This window comes from Nocardiopsis sp. LDBS1602 (genome assembly GCF_035818715.1).
In the GTDB taxonomy this organism is placed as follows: Bacteria; Actinomycetota; Actinomycetes; order Streptosporangiales; family Streptosporangiaceae; genus Nocardiopsis; species Nocardiopsis alba.
This window is the reverse complement of sequence record NZ_JAYLVW010000009.1, coordinates 63,556-83,618: the sequence shown is the minus strand read 5'-3', so window position 1 is coordinate 83,618 and position 20,063 is coordinate 63,556. Positions and strand designations below refer to the sequence as shown.

Sequence of the window (20,063 nt, the reverse complement as noted above, 5' to 3'; positions counted from 1 at the left end):
TCGGTCAGGCGACGCCTGCCATGAAGTGGTGCCTGCACAGGGTCGTGTACGACTCGTTGCCCCCGATGTGCACCTGCTCGCCCTCGTACACCATCACCCCGTCCACCACGCGTGCGTTGTGGGTGGCGCGGTTGCCGCACCAGCAGCGGGCGTAGACCGGTAGGACCTCTATCCTGTCGGCGAGTTCCACCAGGCGCTTGGAGCCGGGGAACAGCTGCCCTTGGAAGTCGGTCAGGATCCCGTAGCAGTAGACGTCGATGCCCATGCCGTCGACGACGCCCGCCAACTGGCCCACCTGTTTGTACGAGAGGAACTGGGCCTCGTCGCAGATGACGTAGGGGGCCTTGCGTTCGGCCACGTCGTCGTACAGGTCGAGCGCGTCGCCGACCTCGACCGCGGGGGACTTGAGCCCCAGGCGGGAGGAGATGATCCCCGAGCCCGCGCGGTCCTGTTTCGTGTACAGCACGCCTTCGCCGCCGCGGGAGTGGTGTTCCTGTAGGGCCATCGTGCTCTTGCCCGAGTTCATCGATCCGGTGAAGTACTTCAGCTCCGCCATGTCTCTTCCTCGGTCGCGGGCGCTGGTCAGGGGGCCACTCGGGAAGCCGCCGAGGCCAGCAGTGAACATATCAGCGGCGAGGGCCTCGTACCGCATCGGCTCCGGTACGCCTTCGGTGAAGGGGTGAGGCCAGGGCCTCGTCTTCCTCAGGCGTCGCGGAGGTCGAGGTTCGGACTTGGTGAGGGCGGTGAATGGTGCCGGGCCGAAATCCCGTGCTCGATGGAGGCCGCTCGGGGTTCGGGGCGCTGTTCACCCTCTTGTGGTCATCGGGTGTCCGGGCGGGCGTACCTTCGTCTGGTGGCGTCACCAGCCGGCATGATGGGTTCTCCCCGTCCGCTGGAGGAGAGGCGCGCCCCGAAGGGGGAGAGGCGCTTCTGTGTGATAACAGGCGCTTCGATATATTTGTACGCTCCTTGTCCTTATTCAAGGTGCCTATGTCGAGGGGAATGTGACGTTGAGGCGTGATCAGATCACTCAAATAGTGGAGAGCCGCTGGTTCTCCAATGTCATGTTCATGGTGATTCTGGTCAATGCCGTGATATTGGGCTGGTCCACCTACGGGGGTTCCGCCCTTCCGTATCTCCTCGGGATCGAGCGGATCACGATCGGTCTGTTCGTGATCGAGATGGCGCTCAAGCTCTACGCCTGGCGAGGCAGGTTCTGGAAGGACTACTGGAACTGGTTCGACTTCATCGTGGTCGTGATCTCGCTGGTCCCGGCCACGGGACCGTTCTCCGTGTTGCGGATCCTGCGCGTCCTGCGGATCTTCCGGGTGGTCACCGCGGTGCCGCAGATGCGGCAGATCATAGGCGCGCTGTTCAAGGCCGTGCCCGGTATGGGCACGGTGATCGGCCTGCTGCTGATCTTCATCTACGCCTCGGCGATCCTCGGACACCAGCTGTTCAGCGAGACGGTTCCGGAGTACTTCGGCAACCTCGGGACCACGCTGTACACGATGTTCCAGCTCATGACGACGGAGGACTGGCCGGACGTCTCGGACGCGGTCCTGGAGCAGCACCCCTACGCGTGGATCTTCTTCGTCCTCTACATCGTGCTCACCGCGTTCGTCCTGCTGAACCTGGTGATCGGTGTGATCGTCACGTCGATGGAGCAGGAGTTCAACGCCGGGCGCTGGGAGGAGGACCAGGAGCTGGAGTTGATCCAGCACAAGGAGGTCCTGAAGCGGATCGCTGAGCTCGGCTCCCAGGTGGAGCGGCTCGAAGGGCTGCTGAGGCAGGAACGGGCGGGAGGCTCCGAGGAACTGGCGACCACGTCCGTCCCGGGCGGCTCCGGTCCGGATGAGTCGAACGGTCCCGATCGTCCGGACGCCCCGGCGGAGACGTAGGCCTCGGAAGGCGGAGGAGTAGGCCCGCCGAAGGCGAGTAGAAAGACTCCGGCGGGCCGTCCCCACCCTCGGTAAGGATTATGTAGGAGCGGTGGCTTCGCTCGCGAGGGATTCGGAGATCATTTCGAGGTTTTTCTTCGCTCCGCTTGCGCGTACGGGGGCGAATGAGACAATTCATCATTCCCTTGTCGGGGATGCGTCCCGTATTCGGGTGATATCGGATCGAAGAGAAAGAGACTACGAGGCACCTTCGGTGCTCTGGGGCCTCTTTCAATCTCTCGGGAGGACGAATACACCTCGACCATGCACGGCACGTACCCCTCCCTTGCTCGGCGAGGTGGTTCGTCGCCTTCACGGTGGTGCCCTTGGAGACCCCGAACTCCTGGCGGAGCTGGTTGCGGGAAGGGATGGCTCTTCCTGGTGGGTAGATCGCAGCATCCATACGTGCGACGAGGATCGCGGCCAGTTGTACCCACACGGGGTCCATAGCCTCGTTGTCGATCTCGGTGTCTCGCCTCCCCCCAGCCGTGCGGCGCGGGCCGTCCACGAACTGAGGCGGGTGGACGGGCTCTTCTCCGAACTCGACCGCCGGATGAGGGCCGGAGCGCCTCCGCCTCGAGCCTGGCGGGTGTTCGGATGTGACCGGGGTGTGCCTCCGGTGTTCCGCAGGGGGATCGCGTACGACTACGCGACCGATTGCTATGAGTCCATGAGTGAAGCGCTCCGCAGGGGGCCTGGCGCGGCACAGGACTGGAAGCCCCTGGCCGAGGTCGAACGGTGCCGGCGCCGTCTGAACGATGCCCTCACCGAACGCTCACCCTTGCCCGAACCCTGGCTCCGCGAATGAGGGAGGCGCCACCGAACAGACGCTGCCGGAAGACGGAGAAGAGGCCGTTCTCGTAGGAGGAACGGAGGCCCCGATCGTCTCCCTGGGCTGTCGTGGACCTCGAGGGCGTGTTCGGTGCCGGAGGCGTCCAGAGCCTCGGCGAGCCTTTCGAGGGCCTTCTCGGTCATGTCGCTCTCGGAGGTACCGGGATGGACGGTGCCGCGGATACTCGGGAACGGTCGCGGGCCGCCTCTCACACGCGTGTGGTGCGGTCGACGGGTGTTCCACCCTCGGAAATTCGTTTCCCCGGGCAGGGGAGCGTCCGTTAACGTGCCCCACGTGAGTCTTCCCGAAGCGTCCAAGCCGGGGCTGTCGGCACACCGCCGGTAGCCCGAGACACCCCTGGATCCCGGCCGAGCGACCGTGGCGAACGAGGCCCGTTCCGTTCGGCGTCTCCCTGGAGCCTCGGCCCCGAGTGGCGAGGCCTTCCTCGGCGATCCCCCGTGTCCGAAGTGCCGGTCGTGTGAGCGCACACCCCGTGACCTTCACGAACTTCGGATGGATGCTCATGCCCGCTCTGCTCTACCTTCTCGCCGTCGCGGTCTTCGCGCAGGGGACCTCGGAATTCGTCCTGGCCGGACTCCTTCTCGGGATCTCCGCGGACTTCGATGTCTCCTCGGCCCGCGCCGGCCTGTTGACCTCGGCCTTCGCGATCGGGATGGTCATCGGCGCGCCGTTGATGGCCGCGCTCGGTCGTGGACTTCCCCCACGCCGGACCCTCGCCGGTTTCCTGGCGCTGTTCGTCCTCGCCCACGTGGTGGGCGCGCTCACCCGCGACTTCGACGTCCTGTTCGCGACCCGTGTCCTGGCGGCCCTGGCCAACGCGGGGTTCCTCGCGGTGACCCTCTCCACCGTGGCCGACCTGGTCCCCGCGGAACGCCGGGCCCGAGCGCTCTCGGTGATCCTGGGCGGGACCACGCTGGCCCTTGTCGCGGGGGTTCCGGTCGGTTCCCTCATCGGTTCCCTGCTCGGTTGGCGGGCCTCCCTCTGGGCCATCGCCGCCGTCTCCCTGATCGCCCTGTGCGGGGTGGCCGTCGCCGCTCCGAAGGGTTCCTCGAGTGCGGAGAGGAAGCCGGTCCCGCTCGGTCGTGAACTACGTGTCCTCGCGCGCCGCCCGCTCCAGGTGAACCTCGCTCTCGGAGTGCTCGTCAACGGAGCCACCTTCTGCGTCTTCACCTATCTCCTGGTGATCGCCTCCGGGCCGGCGGGTGTCGCCGAGAACGTCCTGCCCGCCGTGCCGGCGGTGTTCGGTGCGGGCGCCTTCGTCGGGGTGACGGCTGCGGGCCGTCTGGGGGACGGCTCCTGGTACCGGCTGATCGTGTGGACCGGCCCTCTCCTCGTGCTCGGTTGGGCGCTGATGGCGCTGACACTCGACATGGCGCCGCTGTTCTGGGCGCTGCTCTTCGTTCAAGGGGCGCTGTCCTTCGCCCTGGGCAGCACGTTGATCTCGCGGATCATGGTCACCGCGTACGAGGCGCCGACCATGGGAGGCTCCTTCGCCACGGTGGCCCTCAACCTCGGCGCGGTCCTCGGCCCGATCGTCGGCGGGTTCTCCATCGAAGCACTGGGGGAGAGGGGGCCGCTGTTCGCCGGGGTGCTCTCGGCCACGGCGGCCGTCCTGCTCTGGTGGTGCGCGGCGGCGTCGAGGCGCGGAGCGGGGGCGGGGAGCACGGTCTCTCGTTGAGGGGGGAGCGGAGGGCGGTGCTTTGGCTGTGGGGCGGGCCGGTTAGGGTTCGGCCATGAACGTCGACAGCCATCTCGCCGCCCTGTTCTCCTTGGAAGGCCGGGTCGCCGTGGTGACCGGTGGGAGCTCCGGGATCGGTCGCGCCATCGCCGAGTCCCTCGCCCGGGCGGGGGCGGGCGTGGTGCTCGTGGCGCGCGGCGAGGCGGGGCTGGTCGCAGCGGTCGAGGAGATGACGGCCGAGGGGCTGCGGGCGGCCTGGGTGAGCGCCGATCTGGGCGATCGGGACGGGGTGCGCGCCGCGGCCGAACGGGCGGTGGAGGCCTTCGGTGAACCGGACATCCTCGTCAACAGCGCGGGGATCAACCTGCGGCCGCCGATGGGTGAACTGGGCGAGGACGTCTGGGACGCCACGATGTCGGTGAACCTGGAGGCGCCCTACCTGTTGGGGCGGCGGTTCGGGCCGGGGATGGCCGAGCGGGGGTTCGGTCGGATCGTCCACGTGAGTTCTCAGCAGGCTCACCGGGCGTTCGTGAACAGTGGTGCCTATGGGGTCTCCAAGGGGGCGTTGGAGGCGTTGGCCCGTTCCCAGGCCGAGGCCTGGTCGCCGTACGGGGTCACCTGCAACACGCTGGTGCCCGGCTTCGTGATGACCCCGCTCAACGAGAGGCTCTCCTCCGACCCTGCCAAGGTGCGGGAGTTGGCGGAACGGACCATGGTGGGCCGCAACGGTCTGGCGGAGGACTTCGCCGGGGCCGCGGTGTTCCTGGCGAGCGGGGCCTCCGGCTACGTCACCGGGCAGACGCTCTTCGTCGATGGAGGGTTCTCCGTGCACTGAGGTCGACACGGGTCGGGGAGGGGCGCCAGACCGGTGCGCTCTAGGCTCGTGGCCATGAGATTCACCGGACTCAGCGCCTTTCCGCTCACCCCGTTGGCCGATGACCGGATCGACGAGGACGCCTTCACCGCCGGGGTCCGACGGCTCGCGGCCGCCGGCGTCGACTCGATCACCGCGCTCGGATCGACCGGTTCCTACGCCTACCTGGATCGGGAGGAACGGGCCCGGGCCGCCCGCCTGGCGGTGGAGAACGCCGGGGACGTGCCGGTGGTCGTCGGCGTGGGCGCGCTGCGCACCTCCCATGTGCTCGCGCACGTCGAGGACGCCCAGCGGGCCGGGGCGTCGGGCCTGTTGGTGGCGCCGTTGACCTATCAGGCGTTGACCGACGACGACGTGTACGGGCTCTTCGACGACGTCACGAGGAACAGTTCGGTCCCGGTGATCGTCTACGACAACCCGCGCACCACGCACTTCACCTTCACCACCGAGTTGTACGCGCGGATCGCCGGGTTGCCGGGGATCGCGTCGATCAAGATCCCGGGGGTCCCCACCGGGCCGGCGGAGGCCCGCGCGCACGTCGAGGGGGTCCGGGCCGTGCTCCCCGAGCACGTGACGATCGGTGTCTCGGGCGACGCCTTCGCCGCGGAGGGGCTGATCGCCGGATGCGAGGCCTGGTACTCGGTCGTCGGCGGCACCCTGCCCGAGGTGGCGCTGCGCGTCACCCGTGCCGTGCGCGACGGTGACCCGGAGGCGGCGCGGGCGGAGTCCGAGCGGCTCGCGCCGCTCTGGGGGCTGTTCGCGGAACTGGGCGGAAGCCAACGTGTCATCGCGGCCGTGGCCGAACATCTGGGGTTCGCGCGTCGTTCGAGTCTGCCGAGACCGATCCTGGGGCTCGACGACGCCCAGCGCTCCAGGGTGGCCCGTGTGGTCGACGACCTCGGCCTGGCGGAGGGCCTCTGACGGGGGTCACTTCCGGAAACGGCCGAGGAAGTGGGGGCCGGTGGGCTCGTCGTTGGGGTCGAGCTCGTGGCCGCCTCCGTTGCCTCCGGTCTCGTCTTCGTTCCGGGCGCCGCTGTCGGGGGTGTCCGGGCCCCCGTTCGGGGTCGCCTCGGCCAGGACGCCGATCTCCCGACGCAGCCGGTCCAGCCTGCGGAACGTGGCCAGGGTGTCGGGGTGGCCCGGACCCAGCACCCGACGCCGGTCGCGCGCGACCTCGGCCAGATCGCGTGCGGCGCCCTCGGTGTCCCCGGCGAGGGCGCGACGGCAGGCCAGTTCGTGCCGGCAGGCCAGGGTCGTCGGGTGGTCGACGCCCATCACCTCGGCCCGGACCTCCACGAGACGGTCGAACTCGGTGACCGCGCCTCGTGGGTCTCCGGCCTCTCCTCGCCAGTGCGCGAGGTTGTGCAGGGTGGTGAGCGTGTTCGGGTGGTCCGGGCCCAGGTGGCGTCGCTGGTCGGTGAGCAGGGCCCTGGCCTCCTCGACGGCCGTGGTCGGGTCGCCGGACTCGGCCCGGCACACCGCCAGGTTGCCCCGGGCGCTCAGGGTCTCCGGTCGGTCCGGTCCCAGTCGCCGGTCCAGGTCGATCAGGAGGTCCCGGTAGAGGGGGATCGCCCCGCCCGGGTCTCCGGCCCAGGCCCGCAGGTAGGCGAGGGCGTGCCGGAGTCGCAGGGTCGCGACCCCGTCGGGGCCGGACGCGATCGTGTGGTGCCGGCGGGCCTTCTCCAGGCCTCGACGGATCCGTTCGGGGTCCTCGACACGTTCGGGGAGGTCGCGGGAGAGCGATTCGAGGAACACGTCGCGGTAGGGGAGCGCCCGTTCCTCCCGATCCACCCGTGGGAGGCCGGCGGAACGGAAGAGCAGGGGATGGGGGTCTCCCTCCCATAGCCACGCGCGCCGTTCGGGGCACGCGAGCAGGGCCCGGACGCTCGATCTCACCCGCTGGTCCGACACCGATCCGGGGGCGCCGTCCGAGGACACCGACACCAGGGCGTCGGCGACGGCGCGGGTGCCCTCTCGGTCGGGGCGGGTGAGCGGGTGTTCACGGGCCGCGCGGCGGGAGAGGTGGTGGGTGCCGATCACCAGAGGGGTGCCCCGGTCGATCAGGTGGAGGCGTTCCAGCGAGGCCAGCGCCAAGCGGATCTCTTGCTCGGCCGGTCGACGCGGGGGTGAGACGCGACGCCCCAGGTGTTCGCGGAACGGTCGGGAGACGAGGACCTGTTCGGGTGTGGCGGAGGGGCTCAGCAGACAGAGCAGCCCCAGGAGTGGACGGGCGATCCCGGACGGTCGATGGGCGTCGGCCCGTTCGAGGGCCAACTCCCAGGGGCCCGTGCTTCCGGGGTGTTCCCTCAGCAGTTCCAGGTAGTCGGCGCAGGTGGTGCCCCGGTCGGCCATGTACGCCACGGCCTGGCTCAGGGCGAGGGGCAGGCGGTCGAGTCCGGTCGCGAGGGCGGCGGCCTCGTCGGCGGTGTGCGCGATCCCCGATTCGGTCAGGGCCGTGCGGAGGAACCCGGCGGCCTCGGCCTCGCTGTACACGTCCACCTCCACCGGGCGTCGTCCTCGGGCGGGCAGGAGCCGGGCCGGTAGACGGGTGGTGACGATCGTCCGCCCCTCCTCCCGGCCGGAGGGCGGCCACAGGTCCTCGACCCGGGCGGGGTCGGTCAGGTCGTCCCACACCACCAGCCACCGTCGTCCCGAACCGGAGGAGGGGTCGCGCAGCCGGTCGAGGAAGCGGCCGGCCGCCAGTTCGGGATCCTCGGGGCAGTGGGAGAGGAGCCGTCGGGCGGCGTGGGCGTAGGCGAAGACCACGCCCTCCCGATCGGAGGCGTCGGCCCAGACCAGCAGGTTCCCGCCCCGTTCGCCGAGGAGGGAACGGGCGTGGTGGGCGGCCAGCCGGGTCTTGCCGACGCCGGACGGGCCGGTCAGCACCTGATGGTCGGTGGGGTGACCGAACCCGGAGAGGGCCTCGTCGAGGACGGGGCCGATCTCCCTCTCCTGGAAGTGGGTGGAGCGACGTGGGAGAGGGACGGCGCCGGCCCTGATCGGCCAGTTCGTCGGGTTTCGGTCGGTGGGGAGAACACCGGTGTCATCGTTGTCGTGGGGGCTGGCGTTCAACGGCCACACCCTTCCCGGGGTCCGAGGGAGCCGCGTCCCGTGCAGGCGACGCCTATGAGTCGTATGCCCCGACACCTGGTCGGGAACCCCCACCATGAAGGGGGTTTCGGACGATCCACTTCCCCTTGGGGCGGGGAATCAATCACACGGATCTCGCTGTCCCAGGTCATCGGCGTGTACCGACGGTGAGGGAGGCACGACACAGAGTCCGATTCGTGATGTGAGGGGAGGGGACTATGTGGTGAACGGGGCCAGAGAGCCCTGAGGTGCCTATGGGGGTCGGACGAGGGGCGCTGTCCGCACCCGGCCAGGACGGGGCGCCGATCGAGTGCGACGAGCACGGAACCCCGGAGATCCATCGTCACCCTCGATCCCGTCGGGCCCCGAGGAGGGCTTCGATCGATAGGGTGATCCGTGCGATACGGCGCCCTGCTCCGACCCCCTCGGGAGAGGTATGAACGACGACACCCCCGAACCCCGTCAGGTGCGCAGCACCATCGGCGGTGACGTCGGCGGGACCGCGATCCAGGCCGGTGCCGTCGGCCGCGATGTCAACGTCACCAACGTTCTGCAGGGGGACCATCGACCCCTCCAGGTCGAGCGGCCGCCCCACGACTTCGTGAACCGGCATGACCAGCTGGAGTGGATCAGGTCGACCTTGAGCTCCGATTCCTCGCCACGGGTGGTCCTCTGTGAGGGGCCGCGCGGTATCGGCAAGACCACCTTCATCCGCAAGATCGCCGAGATCCACCAGGACTACTTCAGCGGTGGCCAACTCGGCTTCGAGTACCGCCGTGGCCTCTATGAGGACCCCGACACCGCGATCACCGGATTCCTGAGGGCGCTGGGGATGGAGGAGAAGGCGATCCCGTCCTCCCCTGCCGAGAGGGCCAAGGAGTACCGGAGCCTCACCCGACGTCGCCCGTGCCTGTTGGTGGTGGTCGAGGGTGCGTGGGAACCGGCCCAGGTACGGGCGCTGGTGCCCGAGGGGAACGGGAGCCTGGTCCTGGTCGACGGCGACGTCCCCGACCTCGACGAACTCCTGGGGGACCCGAGGGGAGCCCACCCGCGCAGCCTGGTGCCGCTGGACGCGGAGCATGCGCGAGCCCTCCTGGAGAGTCGAGCCGACCGATCGCTGGAGTCCGAGGACCCCGAGGCGATCGAACGGCTGTTGGAGGTGTGCGCCGGTCTCCCTCTGGCCATCGCCCTCGTCGGTGGCCGGTTGTTCCGTATGGGGCCCGGTTCGGCCGCGGCCCTGGCCGAGGACATGAAACGTGCCCCGTCGGCCCCCGACAGCGCCGAGGAGCTGCGTCGGAGCCTCGGAGTGATCTTCGAGACCTCCTACGGAGCCCTATCGCCGGAGGCGGCGGCCGTGTACCGCACCCTGGGCGACTGGCCGGGTCCACATCTGGACCGGGCGCTGATGCCGCTCCTCGGAGACGAGGGCCGGTGGAAGGAGATCCTCGCCGCCAATCTCGTGGAGATGGACACGCACACGCTGCGTTTTCGGCACGAGCTCATCCGAGGCCACGCCCGTGACCGGGCCGAGGAGGACGGTGCCGGCCCTCGTCGTGCCCGTCTGACCGCCATGCTCGACGCCTACCTGGTCCGGCTCGGGTTCGCGGAGCTCGCGGCCCGGGGCGAGCGGCTCAGAACCCTCGATCTGGGGTCGATCCTGACCGGCGCCGAGGATCCCTTCGACGGTGACACCGGATCGGCCAAGGCCTGGCTCCTGCGTGAACGCCCGACACTGCTCTCGGTGGTACTGGGCAGTGCCGAGCAGGGGCTGCACGTCCACGCCCACCGGTTCGCCGAACTCGCGCCGGCCCTCTACCTGGACCACCGTTTCGTACACGACTGGGCGACCACCGCCGTGGTCGGCGCCGACTCGGCCCGGATGGTGGGGGACACCGCGGCCGAGGCCAGGCTCCTCTCTCTCGGATCGCGCCCTCTGACCGATCTCGGGAGACACGCGGAGGCCGGGGCGCGGCTCGATCGCGCGGCCGAACTCGTCGAGGGGATGGACGACCTCATGCTTCGGGCCTCGGTGTGGGAGTTCCGGGGCCGCTACCTGGCGGAGACCGACCCCGAGGCGGCCATCGCCGCCTATGACCGGTGTATCGAGGCCAACCGGGCCTCCGATCTGCCCGGCTCGGAGCGGGGTGAGGCCCTCGGTCTGCTCTTCCGAGGCCAGGCCGGGGTTCGGGCCGGTCGGGCGGAGGAGGCGATCACGGACATCGAGTCCGCCCTGGCACGGTTCGAGGCGCTCTCGGAGTCCGATGGTCGGATGAGCGCCCGGGGTCGGGTGTGGCTCGGGGAGGCCCATGCCGCGGCCGGACGGCATCGAGAGGCGATCACCGCGTTGAACCTGGCCATCGAGGGCCTCGGGGCCGGGGATCAGCACTACTACCGGGCCGAGGCGTACGTTCTGCTCGCCGATCTCTACGAGGAGATCGGGGCCCCGGGCGAGGCACGCGCCCGGTTGGTCGAGGCCGAGCGGCTCTACCGGGGACTGGAGAGCCCCAGGGCCGTCTCCGTGGCCGAGCGGATCGCCCGATCGGGACCGCCTTCGGGCTGATCTCGTTCGGGGGGCGCCTCCCGGACTACGAGTCGGTTCGGGTGAGCGGCTCCACCGAGCAGGCCCGACGGTGCGGACCCACCCGTACCTTGTGGTGGCCGATCGGCTCACGTCCCGCGCGTAGCAGGGTGTAGGGGACGGCGGCGCTCAGAGTCGGGGCCACATCGGAGTCGAAGCGGACCAGGAGACGGTCGCCGCCGCGGAACAGGACCTCGGTCCCCTCGCCCGTGCCCTGGGCCACGGCGTAGGCGCCCGGATACCGCTCCAGGGCCCGCTCGGGCCAGTGCGCCGGACCGACGTGTTCACCGGGTACACGGCACACGACGGAGGCCGAGTGGACCAGGGCGTGCCGGGGCTCCGTCTCGTAGACGGACAGGTGCCGGACGGCCCCCGCGGGCGGGGAGGGCGTTCGGCGGGTGGCGCTGGGAAAACGTTCCAGGGACAGTTCGGCCCCGTCGAGCAGACCGTGCACGTCGAAGGCGAGGGCGGTGGCCGAGGCCTCGTCGGGAACGGGAGGGGGCAGGGCGCGCCGAGTGCCGTCGTCACCTCTGGAACGGTGAGGTTCCATATCCAGCAGTCGGTACAGGAGCGCCGTGAGTCGCCACCCCCCTTCCCCCGGGTGGGCGAACGCCAGCTCGGTGGCGGCGCTGTTGCGGCCTGGAAGATGCCCCTCGACCACCCGCTCCACCTGTTCTCTCAGGTCGCCCGTCTCCAATCGGGGCGCGGTTTCGAACAGCGCCGACGCGGCCGTTCCCGGAACCGATTCGGAGCCTCGGGCGGCCACCAGGACGGGATGGTCCAACGCGGCTCCATAGAGCGTGACGCTGCCGTGGTCGCCGATCACGCAGTCGGCCGCGACCAGGGCCGCCCCCCAACCACGGTCGGGCGGCATGAGCAGCAGCCCCGCGTCCAGGGCGTCGGCGAGCATGTGCCGGACCTGCCAGGGGCTGTGCGCGAACCAGATGTTCGGATGCAGGATCGCCGCGACCCGATAGTCGTCGTGGGGGAGGGAGCCGACGAGGGCGCCGGGCAGCTCGGGGCGGCTTCCGATGAGCCCCTCCGGCCCCCATGTGGAGGTGAGCACCACCAGCCTCTGGTCCGGTTCCACCTTCAGGTCGGCCCGGTACCGGTCCCGTAGCCGCAGGTCGTCGATGAGGCGGTCGCGAGCCGGGTCCCCGACCACGTGGGCCCGGTCGACGAGGGGGATCCGGGCGGCCCGGAGCTGTTCGAGCTGGGCCGGGTGCGAGAGCACGAGGTGGAGGTTCCCGGCCTCGTGGAACTCCGGTCGTGGCACCCCGGACAGGCGCACTCGACTCGTGCGATGGTCCGGGACGTACTTCTGGAAGCCGATGCCGTGCGGCAGGACCACGATCGGGCACGCGAAGTCCGCCATGTCCGCGTTCTCGGTGGCGGTGAGCACCAGGTGGGGGTGGACCTCCAGACGTCGCTCCCACGGGATCAGGGCCGTCTCCAGGCCCTCCAGGAGTTCCTCGGCGCCGGCGTTGAAGGCCGAGGTGCCGTCGAAGGAGAACACCACCAGCACCCTGAGGTCCCCGCGGAAGACCGCCAGCGCCTCCAGGACCCGGGCCGCCGAGGTGAAGGTCCGGGCCAGGGCCAGGACGACCGGGCCCTTCCAGGTCCGCCAACGCTCGGCGTCGGGTCCCGTGTTGGCGCGCTCGTAGCGAGCGGCGCTACCGGGGGTGTCATAGGTCATGCCTCGTGTCCGGGGACCTCTCGCGTTCGGATCCGTGACGCCTCAGGGTAGTGGCCGCGGGCGGGCCCGCGGGACGACGGGAGCACGAGGGCGAGGGTACGGCGTGCGGTCCCCGGCGCCCCTTTCGCGGGGACGAACGGGATCCGCCGCCGACCGGAACGGAACCGGGCGGCGGCGGAGCGAGCGTGGTGGAGGGGCCTCAGCCGAGCTTGCGGACGTAGGGACGGCGGGCGAGGTCGAACTGGGACCACTTGGGGTCCAGTCGGGTGCGCAGCTGCACCTTGCCCTCCGGCCAGTCCATCAGTGCGGTCTCGAACTCGGGCAGCACTCCGGAGTCCGGGTCCAGGTAGTAGACGTACATCCGCTGCCCGCCCCCGGACTGGCGCATGAACATGGCGCCGTTGTCGCCGAGGATCTCGTTCAGCCGCGCCTCCAGGCCGGCGAGCGCCTCGACGGACCCCTCCTCGGGCAGACGGTCGGAGTCCGCGTTCGTGTAGGGGACCAGCACCTGGACGAACAGCGACAGGGCGGGCAGGTCACGGCGGGTCACCGGGTGCCGGAGCATGATCTCCACCGCGCCCTGGAGCGGGATCCGTCCGTGCAGCGTCACCCAACCGTCGGTGCCGCCGAGCAGGTCGCGCATCTGTTTGGCGACGGAGGGCATGGAGGTGGGCGGAAGCGGGTCCAAGGGGCGCTCGTCCAGCGGGGACACCTTCCCCACCCATCGGACCATCTCGTCCTCGCCCAGCGCCAACAGGGTGACGTGTTCGGCCACGGCCCGGCGGGTCTCCTCGGACAGGAACATGTTGTCCGGGTGGTACACGCCCACGTCGATCCGGCCGCCGGCCTGGTCGACCCGCATGGAGACCGAGGCGTGCGAGAGGTCGAGCTCGTGGTCGTCCCAGCGAACGGTGGAGGTCAGCCGGTCGTGATCGGCCGGGCGGACCGGGCGGAACCGCCACCGGTCGTCGTCGGGGGCGGAACGGGACCAGCGTTCGGACTGGACCCGGGCCTCCTCCGAGGTTCCCGGGCGCAGGGTCATCGCGTAGGAGGGGGCGTCGGTGATCCTGGACGGGTCGTCCAGGGCGGCGAGCTGCTCCAGGAGTTCGGCCGGGTCGATGTCGGGGGACATGTCCAGCTCGTCCAGTCCTCCCTGGGGTTCCGGGGCCCGCCCGATCTCCCAGTCCAGGTCGGGGTGGATCGCCCTGACCAGGGCGGTGACCCGTTCGGCCACCTCGGTGGGCGCGGGGGTGTCCGAGTCCACGGCCTCGGCCAGCGCGGTGCGCACCGACGGCCAGGCGTCCCAGAAGGCGGTCACGGCGGCGGTGGTGGCCGTGACGGCGGAATCGGTGGAGTCGTTGGAGCGGCGACGACGGAACAGAGCCATGTGTCGATTTTCGCAGAACCGGACGAGTACCCTCGCCGCGCGCGCGACGGCGAGTCCTCGAACACGTCCCTCGCACCACCGATCCGTGTCCGGTCCGTCTCCGGGCGCATACCCTGGACTGCACTATGACTTTGCGTGTACTGGCCGCCATGTCCGGCGGGGTCGACTCCGCGGTAGCCGCGGCCCGCGTGGCCGAGGCGGGGTACGACGTCACCGGCGTCCACCTGGCCCTTTCCAAGAACCCACAGTCCTACCGGACCGGCGCCCGAGGCTGCTGTACGGTCGAGGACTCCCACGACGCCCGCCGCGCCGCGGACGTCATCGGCATCCCGTTCTACGTGTGGGACATGTCGGAGGAGTTCGACCGCGAGGTGGTCCAGGACTTCGTCTCCGAGTACGAGGCGGGCAACACCCCCAACCCGTGCCTGCGCTGTAACGAGAAGATCAAGTTCGAGGCGGTGCTGGATCGGGCCGTCGCCCTGGGCTTCGACGCCGTGGCGACCGGACACCACGTCCGCAAGATCGACGGTCGCCTGGTGCGCAGCGTCGACGAGGGCAAGGACCAGTCGTACGTGCTGGGCGTCCTCGACGCCGAGCAGTTGAAGCACGCGATGTTCCCGCTGGGCGACTGCACCAAGGACGAGGTGCGGGCCGAGGCGGAGCGCCGCGGGCTCTCGGTCGCCGACAAGCCGGACAGCCACGACATCTGCTTCATCGCCGACGGCGACACCGCCGGCTTCCTCAACCGTCGGCTGGGGGAGCGTCCCGGTCCGATCCAGGACGAGGACGGCAACGTGGTGGGCACCCACAAGGGATCGCACGCCTTCACCATCGGTCAGCGCAAGGGCCTGGGCCTGGGCGGCGCTCCCGACCCGCGCTACGTGCTCTCCATCGAGCCGGTGAACAACACGGTGACGGTAGGTCCGCGCGCCTCGCTCCGTGTGGACGGGATCGTGGGTCGTCGCCCGGTCTGGAGCGGTGGCGCCCCGTTGACCGAGCCGACCGAGTGTCACGTCCAGTTGAGGGCGCACGGCGAGGTGTACCCGGCCACGGTCTTCCAGCGGGAGACGGAGGAGGGCCCGGAGCTGGTGGTCCGGCTGGCCGAGCCAGCCAAGGGCGTGGCCACAGGGCAGGCCGTGGTGGTCTACGACGGTGACGCGGTCCTAGGGTCGGCGACCATCTCCGCCACCTCTCGAACCGAGGACACGGAGACGCAGGTCCAGTAGCAAAAGGGGCAATGTAGGACAGATAACCCGGGTTTCGGGCTCTCGCCCCTTGCCGAAGTTAGGTAAGGCAATGCAAAGTTGAGAGCGTCGAGCGTGAAGGGGTCGGGTCCATGCCGCAGTTCTCTTTCCTGGAGGGGCAGCCCTTCTGGGTGGTCTACGCGACCCTGCTCGTCGTGATCCTGCTTCGGGCCCCCGCCACCTACTGGATCGGCCGCGGTCTCGGAGCGGGGGTCTCACGCAGTCGGCTCGGCCGGCGGCTCGGCCCCAGACTCGACGCCGCCAAGAGACGGATCGACCGCTACGGCGCGCCCGTGGTCACGCTCGGCTTCTTCACCGTCGGGATGCAGACGGCCATCAACCTCGCCGCGGGCGCGGTGCGCATGCGCTTCCCCATCTACTTCACCGCCGTCTTCATCGGCGGACTGGCCTGGGCCGGCCTGTGGGGCACGGTCATCTCCGGGCTGGTCGGCACCTGGCTGGTGCTCTTCCTGAACTCTCCCTGGACCGCGCTCGGCGTGATCGTCCTCGCCGCGCTGCTGGTCACCGCGCTGGTCCTGCGCTCCCGACTGCGCCGAGGGAAGGACGACGGGGCCCCGTCCGAGGAGAACGAGGACGCCGGCGACCGGATCGAGGCCGCCTGACGGTTACCGTGGGGCCATGCGCATCAGTGTGGACGCGGTCCTGTTCGACATCGACGGCACCCTCGTGGACTCCACCCCCGTGGTGGAACGGACCTGGCGGCTGTGGGCCGAGAGCTACGGAGTGGACCCCGAGGCGATCCTGGAGGTCTCCCACGGGCGCCGTTCCGAGGACACCATCGCCCTGTTCCTGCCCGCCGAGGAGGTCGAGGCGGCCGCGGACGCGTTGGAGGAGCTCGAACTCGGCGACGTGGCCGGAGTGACGGCGCTGCCCGCCACCGTCGACCTCCTCGGCGCGTTGCCCGCCGAACGTTGGGCCGCCGTCACCTCCGGCACCCGACTGCTCATGCGAGAGCGCCTCTCCCACGCGGGCCTGCCCATCCCCGAGGTCCTGGTGGCCGCCGAGGACGTGAGCGTCGGCAAACCGGACCCCCAGGGCTACCTGAAGGCGGCGGAACGGTTGGGCCACGCCCCCGAACGCTGCCTGGTGGTCGAGGACGCGCCCGCCGGTATCCGGGCCGGGGCGGCCTCCGGGGCCACCGTGCTGGCCGTGGCCACCTCCCACGACCGGGCCGAACTCGAGGGCCTGGGCGCCGTCGCCGTCATCGACGACCTCACCTCCTGCGTCCTGGAGAGCACCTCCGACGGGCCGGTGTTCGGCCTCCGCTGAGCGGCCCGGTTGCTCTAACCTTGGGCAACGTGAGTCAACAGCACCCCTATCCCTGGCCCGCGGCGTCCTCCACCGGTGTCGGGTCCTGGCCCGGCGAGGACCCCGACGAGGCCGTGCGCACCGTCCTCGGTGAACTCCCCGACCTGCCGCACCTGCCCGAGCTGCCCGGACGAGGCGCCGGCGCGGACATGATCGGACGTACCGGCGGGCTTCTGGTCGACCTTCCGATCGAGGTCCAGCCCACCGGCTGGCGTGTGGTCGACTCTCCCGGACGCGACCTCGCCCGGGCCGGGAGCTTCCTCTCCTACGACCTGGACGCCCTCACCGAACACGCGCACGCCTACGAGGGGCCGCTCAAGCTCCAGGTGGCCGGGCCGTGGACCATGGCCGCCTCGGTGGAACTGCGCAACGGCCAACGTCTGGTCTCCGACCCCGGCGCCGAGCGCGACCTGGCCGAATCGCACCTGGAGGGGGTCCTCTCCCACATCGCCGACGTGCGCGGGCGCGTTCCGGGGGCCAGACCGATCGTGCAGGTCGACGAACCCTCCCTCCCGGCCGTCCTCATCGGCTCCCTCCCCACCGCCAGCGGCTACGGGGTCCTGCCCGCGGTGGACCGGGTCCGGGTCGAGACGGTGCTGCGGACCCTGTTCTCCGCGATCGTCGAGGCTGGGGCGGTCCCGGTCGCGCACTGCTGCGCCCCCTCGGTCCCGATCGACCTGATCCGCCGCAGTGGGGCCCATGCTCTGGGGCTCGACGCCCATCTGCTGGACCGGTCCCACGACGAGGCGATCGGCACCGCGGTGGAGGCCGGGACCGGTCTCATGCTCGGCGTCGTCCCGTCCGTCGACGGCGCCGGAATGTCGGACCCGGCGACTAACGTCGACCCCGTACGCGAACTCTGGAATCGGCTCGGGGTCGCCCCCGACCTGCTGTCCCGTGCGGTGGTCACCACGCCGACCTGTGGCCTGGCGGGTGCCTCGCCGCGCTACGCCCGAACGGCGCTCAAGGCCGTCCGGGACGGGGCCCGGGTCCTCCGGGACGAGCCTCGGAAATAGTCCCCCTTCGTCTCCCCCTCACTCCCCCCGACCCGGCCCCCACGAGGACGATCAAGAAAGGCTTCTGTGAGCGCGCCCGACAACATCGAGGTCCCCGACGAGGTCCGTGCCCGCCACGCCGAGCTGTGTCGTGACCTGGACGATCACAGCTACCGGTACTACCTGGGCGCCCCGATCATCTCCGACGCCGAGTACGACCGACTCATGCTCGAACTGCGGGAGATCGAGGAACGTCATCCGATCCTCGTGACCCAGGATTCGCCCACCCAGAAGGTCGGGGCGCCCATCAGCGTCGACTTCGCCGAGGTCGAGCACCTCGTGCGGATGGAGAGCCTGGGCAACGCCTTCGACTTCGACGAATTGAACGCGTGGGCCGACCGCGCCTCGGCGGAGGTCCCGGTCGACGGTTACCTGTGCGAGCTCAAGATCGACGGGCTCGCCGTGGACCTGGTCTACGAGCGGGGGCGTCTGATCCGTGCCGCCACGCGTGGCGATGGCCGGGTCGGCGAGGACATCACCCTCAACGTCCGCACGATCGGGGTCATCCCCGAGCGGCTCGACGAGAGCGTGCGCCCGGCCCCCGAACTGCTGGAGGTGCGCGGCGAGGTCTTCCTGCCGGTCGAGGACTTCGAGGAGCTCAACCGGAGGATCGCCGCCGACGGCAGTCACGCGCCGTTCGCCAACCCGCGCAACGCCGCCGCCGGCTCACTGCGGCAGAAGGACCCGAGGGTCACCGCGACCCGTCCGCTGTCGATGATCGTGCACGGGGTCGGCGCCTACACGCCGGCCGCCGAGGACGCCGGCGCCACGGTCTTCACCAGTCAGTCGCAGGCCTACCGGCTGCTGGGGGAGTGGGGGCTGCCGCTGAGCGACCGCTACAAGGTGGTCGCCACCATGGACGAGGTCCGCGACTACGTCTCCCACTACCAGGAGCACCGGCACGATCCCGCCTACGAGATCGACGGCATCGTGATCAAGGTGGACGACATCGCCCTTCAACGGCGCCTGGGCTCCACCAGCCGGGCGCCCCGCTGGGCGATCGCCTACAAGTACCCGCCGGAGGAGGTCACCACCCGGCTGATCGACATCAAGGTGGGTGTGGGGCGGACCGGCCGTGTCACCCCCTACGGGGTGATGGAACCGGTCGTGGTCGCCGGCTCCGAGGTCGAGTTCGCCACCCTGCACAACGCCCAGGAGGTGGCCCGCAAGGGCGTGCTGATCGGCGACGTCGTCGTACTGCGCAAGGCCGGCGACGTCATCCCCGAGATCGTCGGTCCGGTGGTCGAGCGGCGCGACGGGAACGAACGCGAGTTCGTCATGCCCGAGACCTGCCCCGAGTGCGGCACCCCGCTCGGGCAGCAGAAGGAGGGCGACGTCGACCTGCGCTGTCCCAACGCCCGTTCCTGCCCCGGTCAGCTGCGCGAACGCGTCGCCTTCATCGCCGGACGCAAGGCCCTCGACATCGAGGCGCTCGGCTACGTGGCCGCCACCGCGCTCACCCAGCCCCTCGAACCGTCCGAGCCCGCGCTGAGGGACGAGGGCGACCTGTTCGACCTCACCGTCGAACAGCTCCTGCCGATCCGCACCCACGTCCTGGACCCGGACACCACCGAGCCCAAGACCGACCCCAAGACCGGTGAGCCCAAGGTCGTCTCCTTCTTCGCCAACATGAAGGGCGAGCCGAAGAAGACGGTCGAGAAGCTGTTCGAGCAGTTGGAGGAGGCCAAGAGCAAACCGCTGTGGCGGGTGCTGGTCTCCCTGTCCATTCGGCACGTGGGCCCGCGTGCCGCCGAGGACCTGGCGCGGCACTTCCGTTCCATGGACGCCATCCGAGAGGCCACCGAGGAGGAGCTGGCGGCGGTCGACGGGATCGGCCCCACCATCGCCCGTTCGGTCCGTGAGTGGTTCGAGGTGGACTGGCACGCCGAGATCGTCCGCAAGTGGGCGGCGGCCGGGGTGCGCATGGAGGACGAGGGGCACGAACCGGGATCGCGCCTGCTGGAAGGGGTGACGGTGGTGGTCACCGGCTCCCTCGAGGGGTTCACCCGTGACGGGGCCAAGGAGGCCGTCGCCGAGGAGGGCGGCCGGGCGACCGCGTCGGTCTCCAAGAAGACCGCGTTCGTGGTCGTGGGCGACGCCCCGGGATCCAAGTACGACAAGGCCGTGAAGCTGGGTGTTCCGGTCCTGGACGAGGCCGGTTTCCGGGTCCTGCTGGAACAGGGGCCCGAGGCCGCGGAGAAACTGCGGATCAACCCGCCCGAGGAGACCGAGGCGGAGTAGGCCGAGCGACGACACGCCGGAGCGGGCGGGGAAAGGCCCCGCCCGCTTCCGTCTGAGCGTCCCGGCTAACAAAATGATTAACTGATAGTTCATGTAGT

General features: G+C 70.3%; 15 protein-coding genes. 11 read left to right on the top strand and 4 right to left on the bottom strand.

The features are described 5' to 3' along the window. Positions 1-4 precede the first annotated feature (4 nt). A complete protein-coding gene (locus tag U9J66_RS21830) occupies positions 5-556 on the bottom strand; it encodes a thymidine kinase (RefSeq protein WP_014910724.1) in 552 nt (183 codons plus the stop codon). Positions 557-1,070: 514 nt separating this feature from the next. Here U9J66_RS21830 and U9J66_RS21825 point away from each other — a divergent pair. The 5 genes from U9J66_RS21825 (at position 1,071) to U9J66_RS21800 (ending at position 6,266) form a co-directional block, all read left to right on the top strand. Further along, positions 1,071-1,901, top strand: coding sequence for an ion transporter (locus tag U9J66_RS21825; RefSeq protein WP_378762933.1), 831 nt, complete (start codon positions 1,071-1,073; stop codon positions 1,899-1,901). A 709-nt stretch (positions 1,902-2,610) separates the two neighbouring features. Next, the gene (locus U9J66_RS21815) at positions 2,611-2,748 is read left to right on the top strand and encodes a hypothetical protein (protein WP_326338530.1); all 138 of its coding nucleotides are present in this window, start codon (positions 2,611-2,613) and stop codon (positions 2,746-2,748) included. Between the two features lie 547 nt (positions 2,749-3,295). Beyond that, positions 3,296-4,471, top strand: coding sequence for a Cmx/CmrA family chloramphenicol efflux MFS transporter (locus U9J66_RS21810; protein ID WP_442789866.1), 1,176 nt, complete (start codon positions 3,296-3,298; stop codon positions 4,469-4,471). Between the two features lie 55 nt (positions 4,472-4,526). Beyond that, complete coding sequence (locus tag U9J66_RS21805; protein WP_161111288.1) at positions 4,527-5,306, top strand: SDR family NAD(P)-dependent oxidoreductase; 780 nt, start codon at positions 4,527-4,529, stop codon at positions 5,304-5,306. A 54-nt stretch (positions 5,307-5,360) separates the two neighbouring features. Then, entirely contained in the window at positions 5,361-6,266 is a 906-nt protein-coding gene (locus U9J66_RS21800; RefSeq protein ID WP_326338528.1) for a dihydrodipicolinate synthase family protein, read from the top strand. 6 nt (positions 6,267-6,272) lie between these two features. On the opposite strand, the gene U9J66_RS21795 is transcribed toward U9J66_RS21800, so the two are convergent. After that, complete coding sequence (locus U9J66_RS21795) at positions 6,273-8,426, bottom strand: tetratricopeptide repeat protein (protein ID WP_326338527.1); 2,154 nt, start codon at positions 8,424-8,426, stop codon at positions 6,273-6,275. 445 nt (positions 8,427-8,871) lie between these two features. Here U9J66_RS21795 and U9J66_RS21790 point away from each other — a divergent pair, with 445 nt between their 5' ends. Then, positions 8,872-10,995: an ATP-binding protein gene (locus tag U9J66_RS21790; RefSeq protein WP_326338526.1), complete on the top strand. Its 2,124-nt coding sequence runs from the start codon at positions 8,872-8,874 to the stop codon at positions 10,993-10,995. Positions 10,996-11,020: 25 nt separating this feature from the next. On the opposite strand, the gene U9J66_RS21785 is transcribed toward U9J66_RS21790, so the two are convergent. Then, positions 11,021-12,709: a hypothetical protein gene (locus tag U9J66_RS21785; RefSeq protein ID WP_326338525.1), complete on the bottom strand. Its 1,689-nt coding sequence runs from the start codon at positions 12,707-12,709 to the stop codon at positions 11,021-11,023. Between the two features lie 199 nt (positions 12,710-12,908). Further along, entirely contained in the window at positions 12,909-14,096 is a 1,188-nt protein-coding gene (locus U9J66_RS21780) for a DUF695 domain-containing protein (protein ID WP_017535784.1), read from the bottom strand. Between the two features lie 125 nt (positions 14,097-14,221). On the opposite strand from U9J66_RS21780, the gene mnmA reads away from it, so the two are divergent. From mnmA to ligA, 5 genes are all read left to right on the top strand, one after another. Then, entirely contained in the window at positions 14,222-15,322 is a 1,101-nt protein-coding gene (gene mnmA, locus U9J66_RS21775; protein ID WP_234305807.1) for a tRNA 2-thiouridine(34) synthase MnmA, read from the top strand. 110 nt (positions 15,323-15,432) lie between these two features. Beyond that, positions 15,433-15,963, top strand: coding sequence for a DedA family protein (locus tag U9J66_RS21770; protein ID WP_017535783.1), 531 nt, complete (start codon positions 15,433-15,435; stop codon positions 15,961-15,963). A gap of 16 nt (positions 15,964-15,979) precedes the next feature. Next, the gene (locus tag U9J66_RS21765) at positions 15,980-16,630 is read left to right on the top strand and encodes an HAD-IA family hydrolase (RefSeq protein ID WP_326338523.1); all 651 of its coding nucleotides are present in this window, start codon (positions 15,980-15,982) and stop codon (positions 16,628-16,630) included. A 20-nt stretch (positions 16,631-16,650) separates the two neighbouring features. Continuing rightward, the gene (locus U9J66_RS21760; RefSeq protein ID WP_017535781.1) at positions 16,651-17,685 is read left to right on the top strand and encodes a methionine synthase; all 1,035 of its coding nucleotides are present in this window, start codon (positions 16,651-16,653) and stop codon (positions 17,683-17,685) included. 66 nt (positions 17,686-17,751) lie between these two features. Continuing rightward, entirely contained in the window at positions 17,752-19,965 is a 2,214-nt protein-coding gene (gene ligA, locus U9J66_RS21755) for an NAD-dependent DNA ligase LigA (protein WP_017535780.1), read from the top strand. The last annotated feature ends 98 nt before the right edge of the window (positions 19,966-20,063 follow it).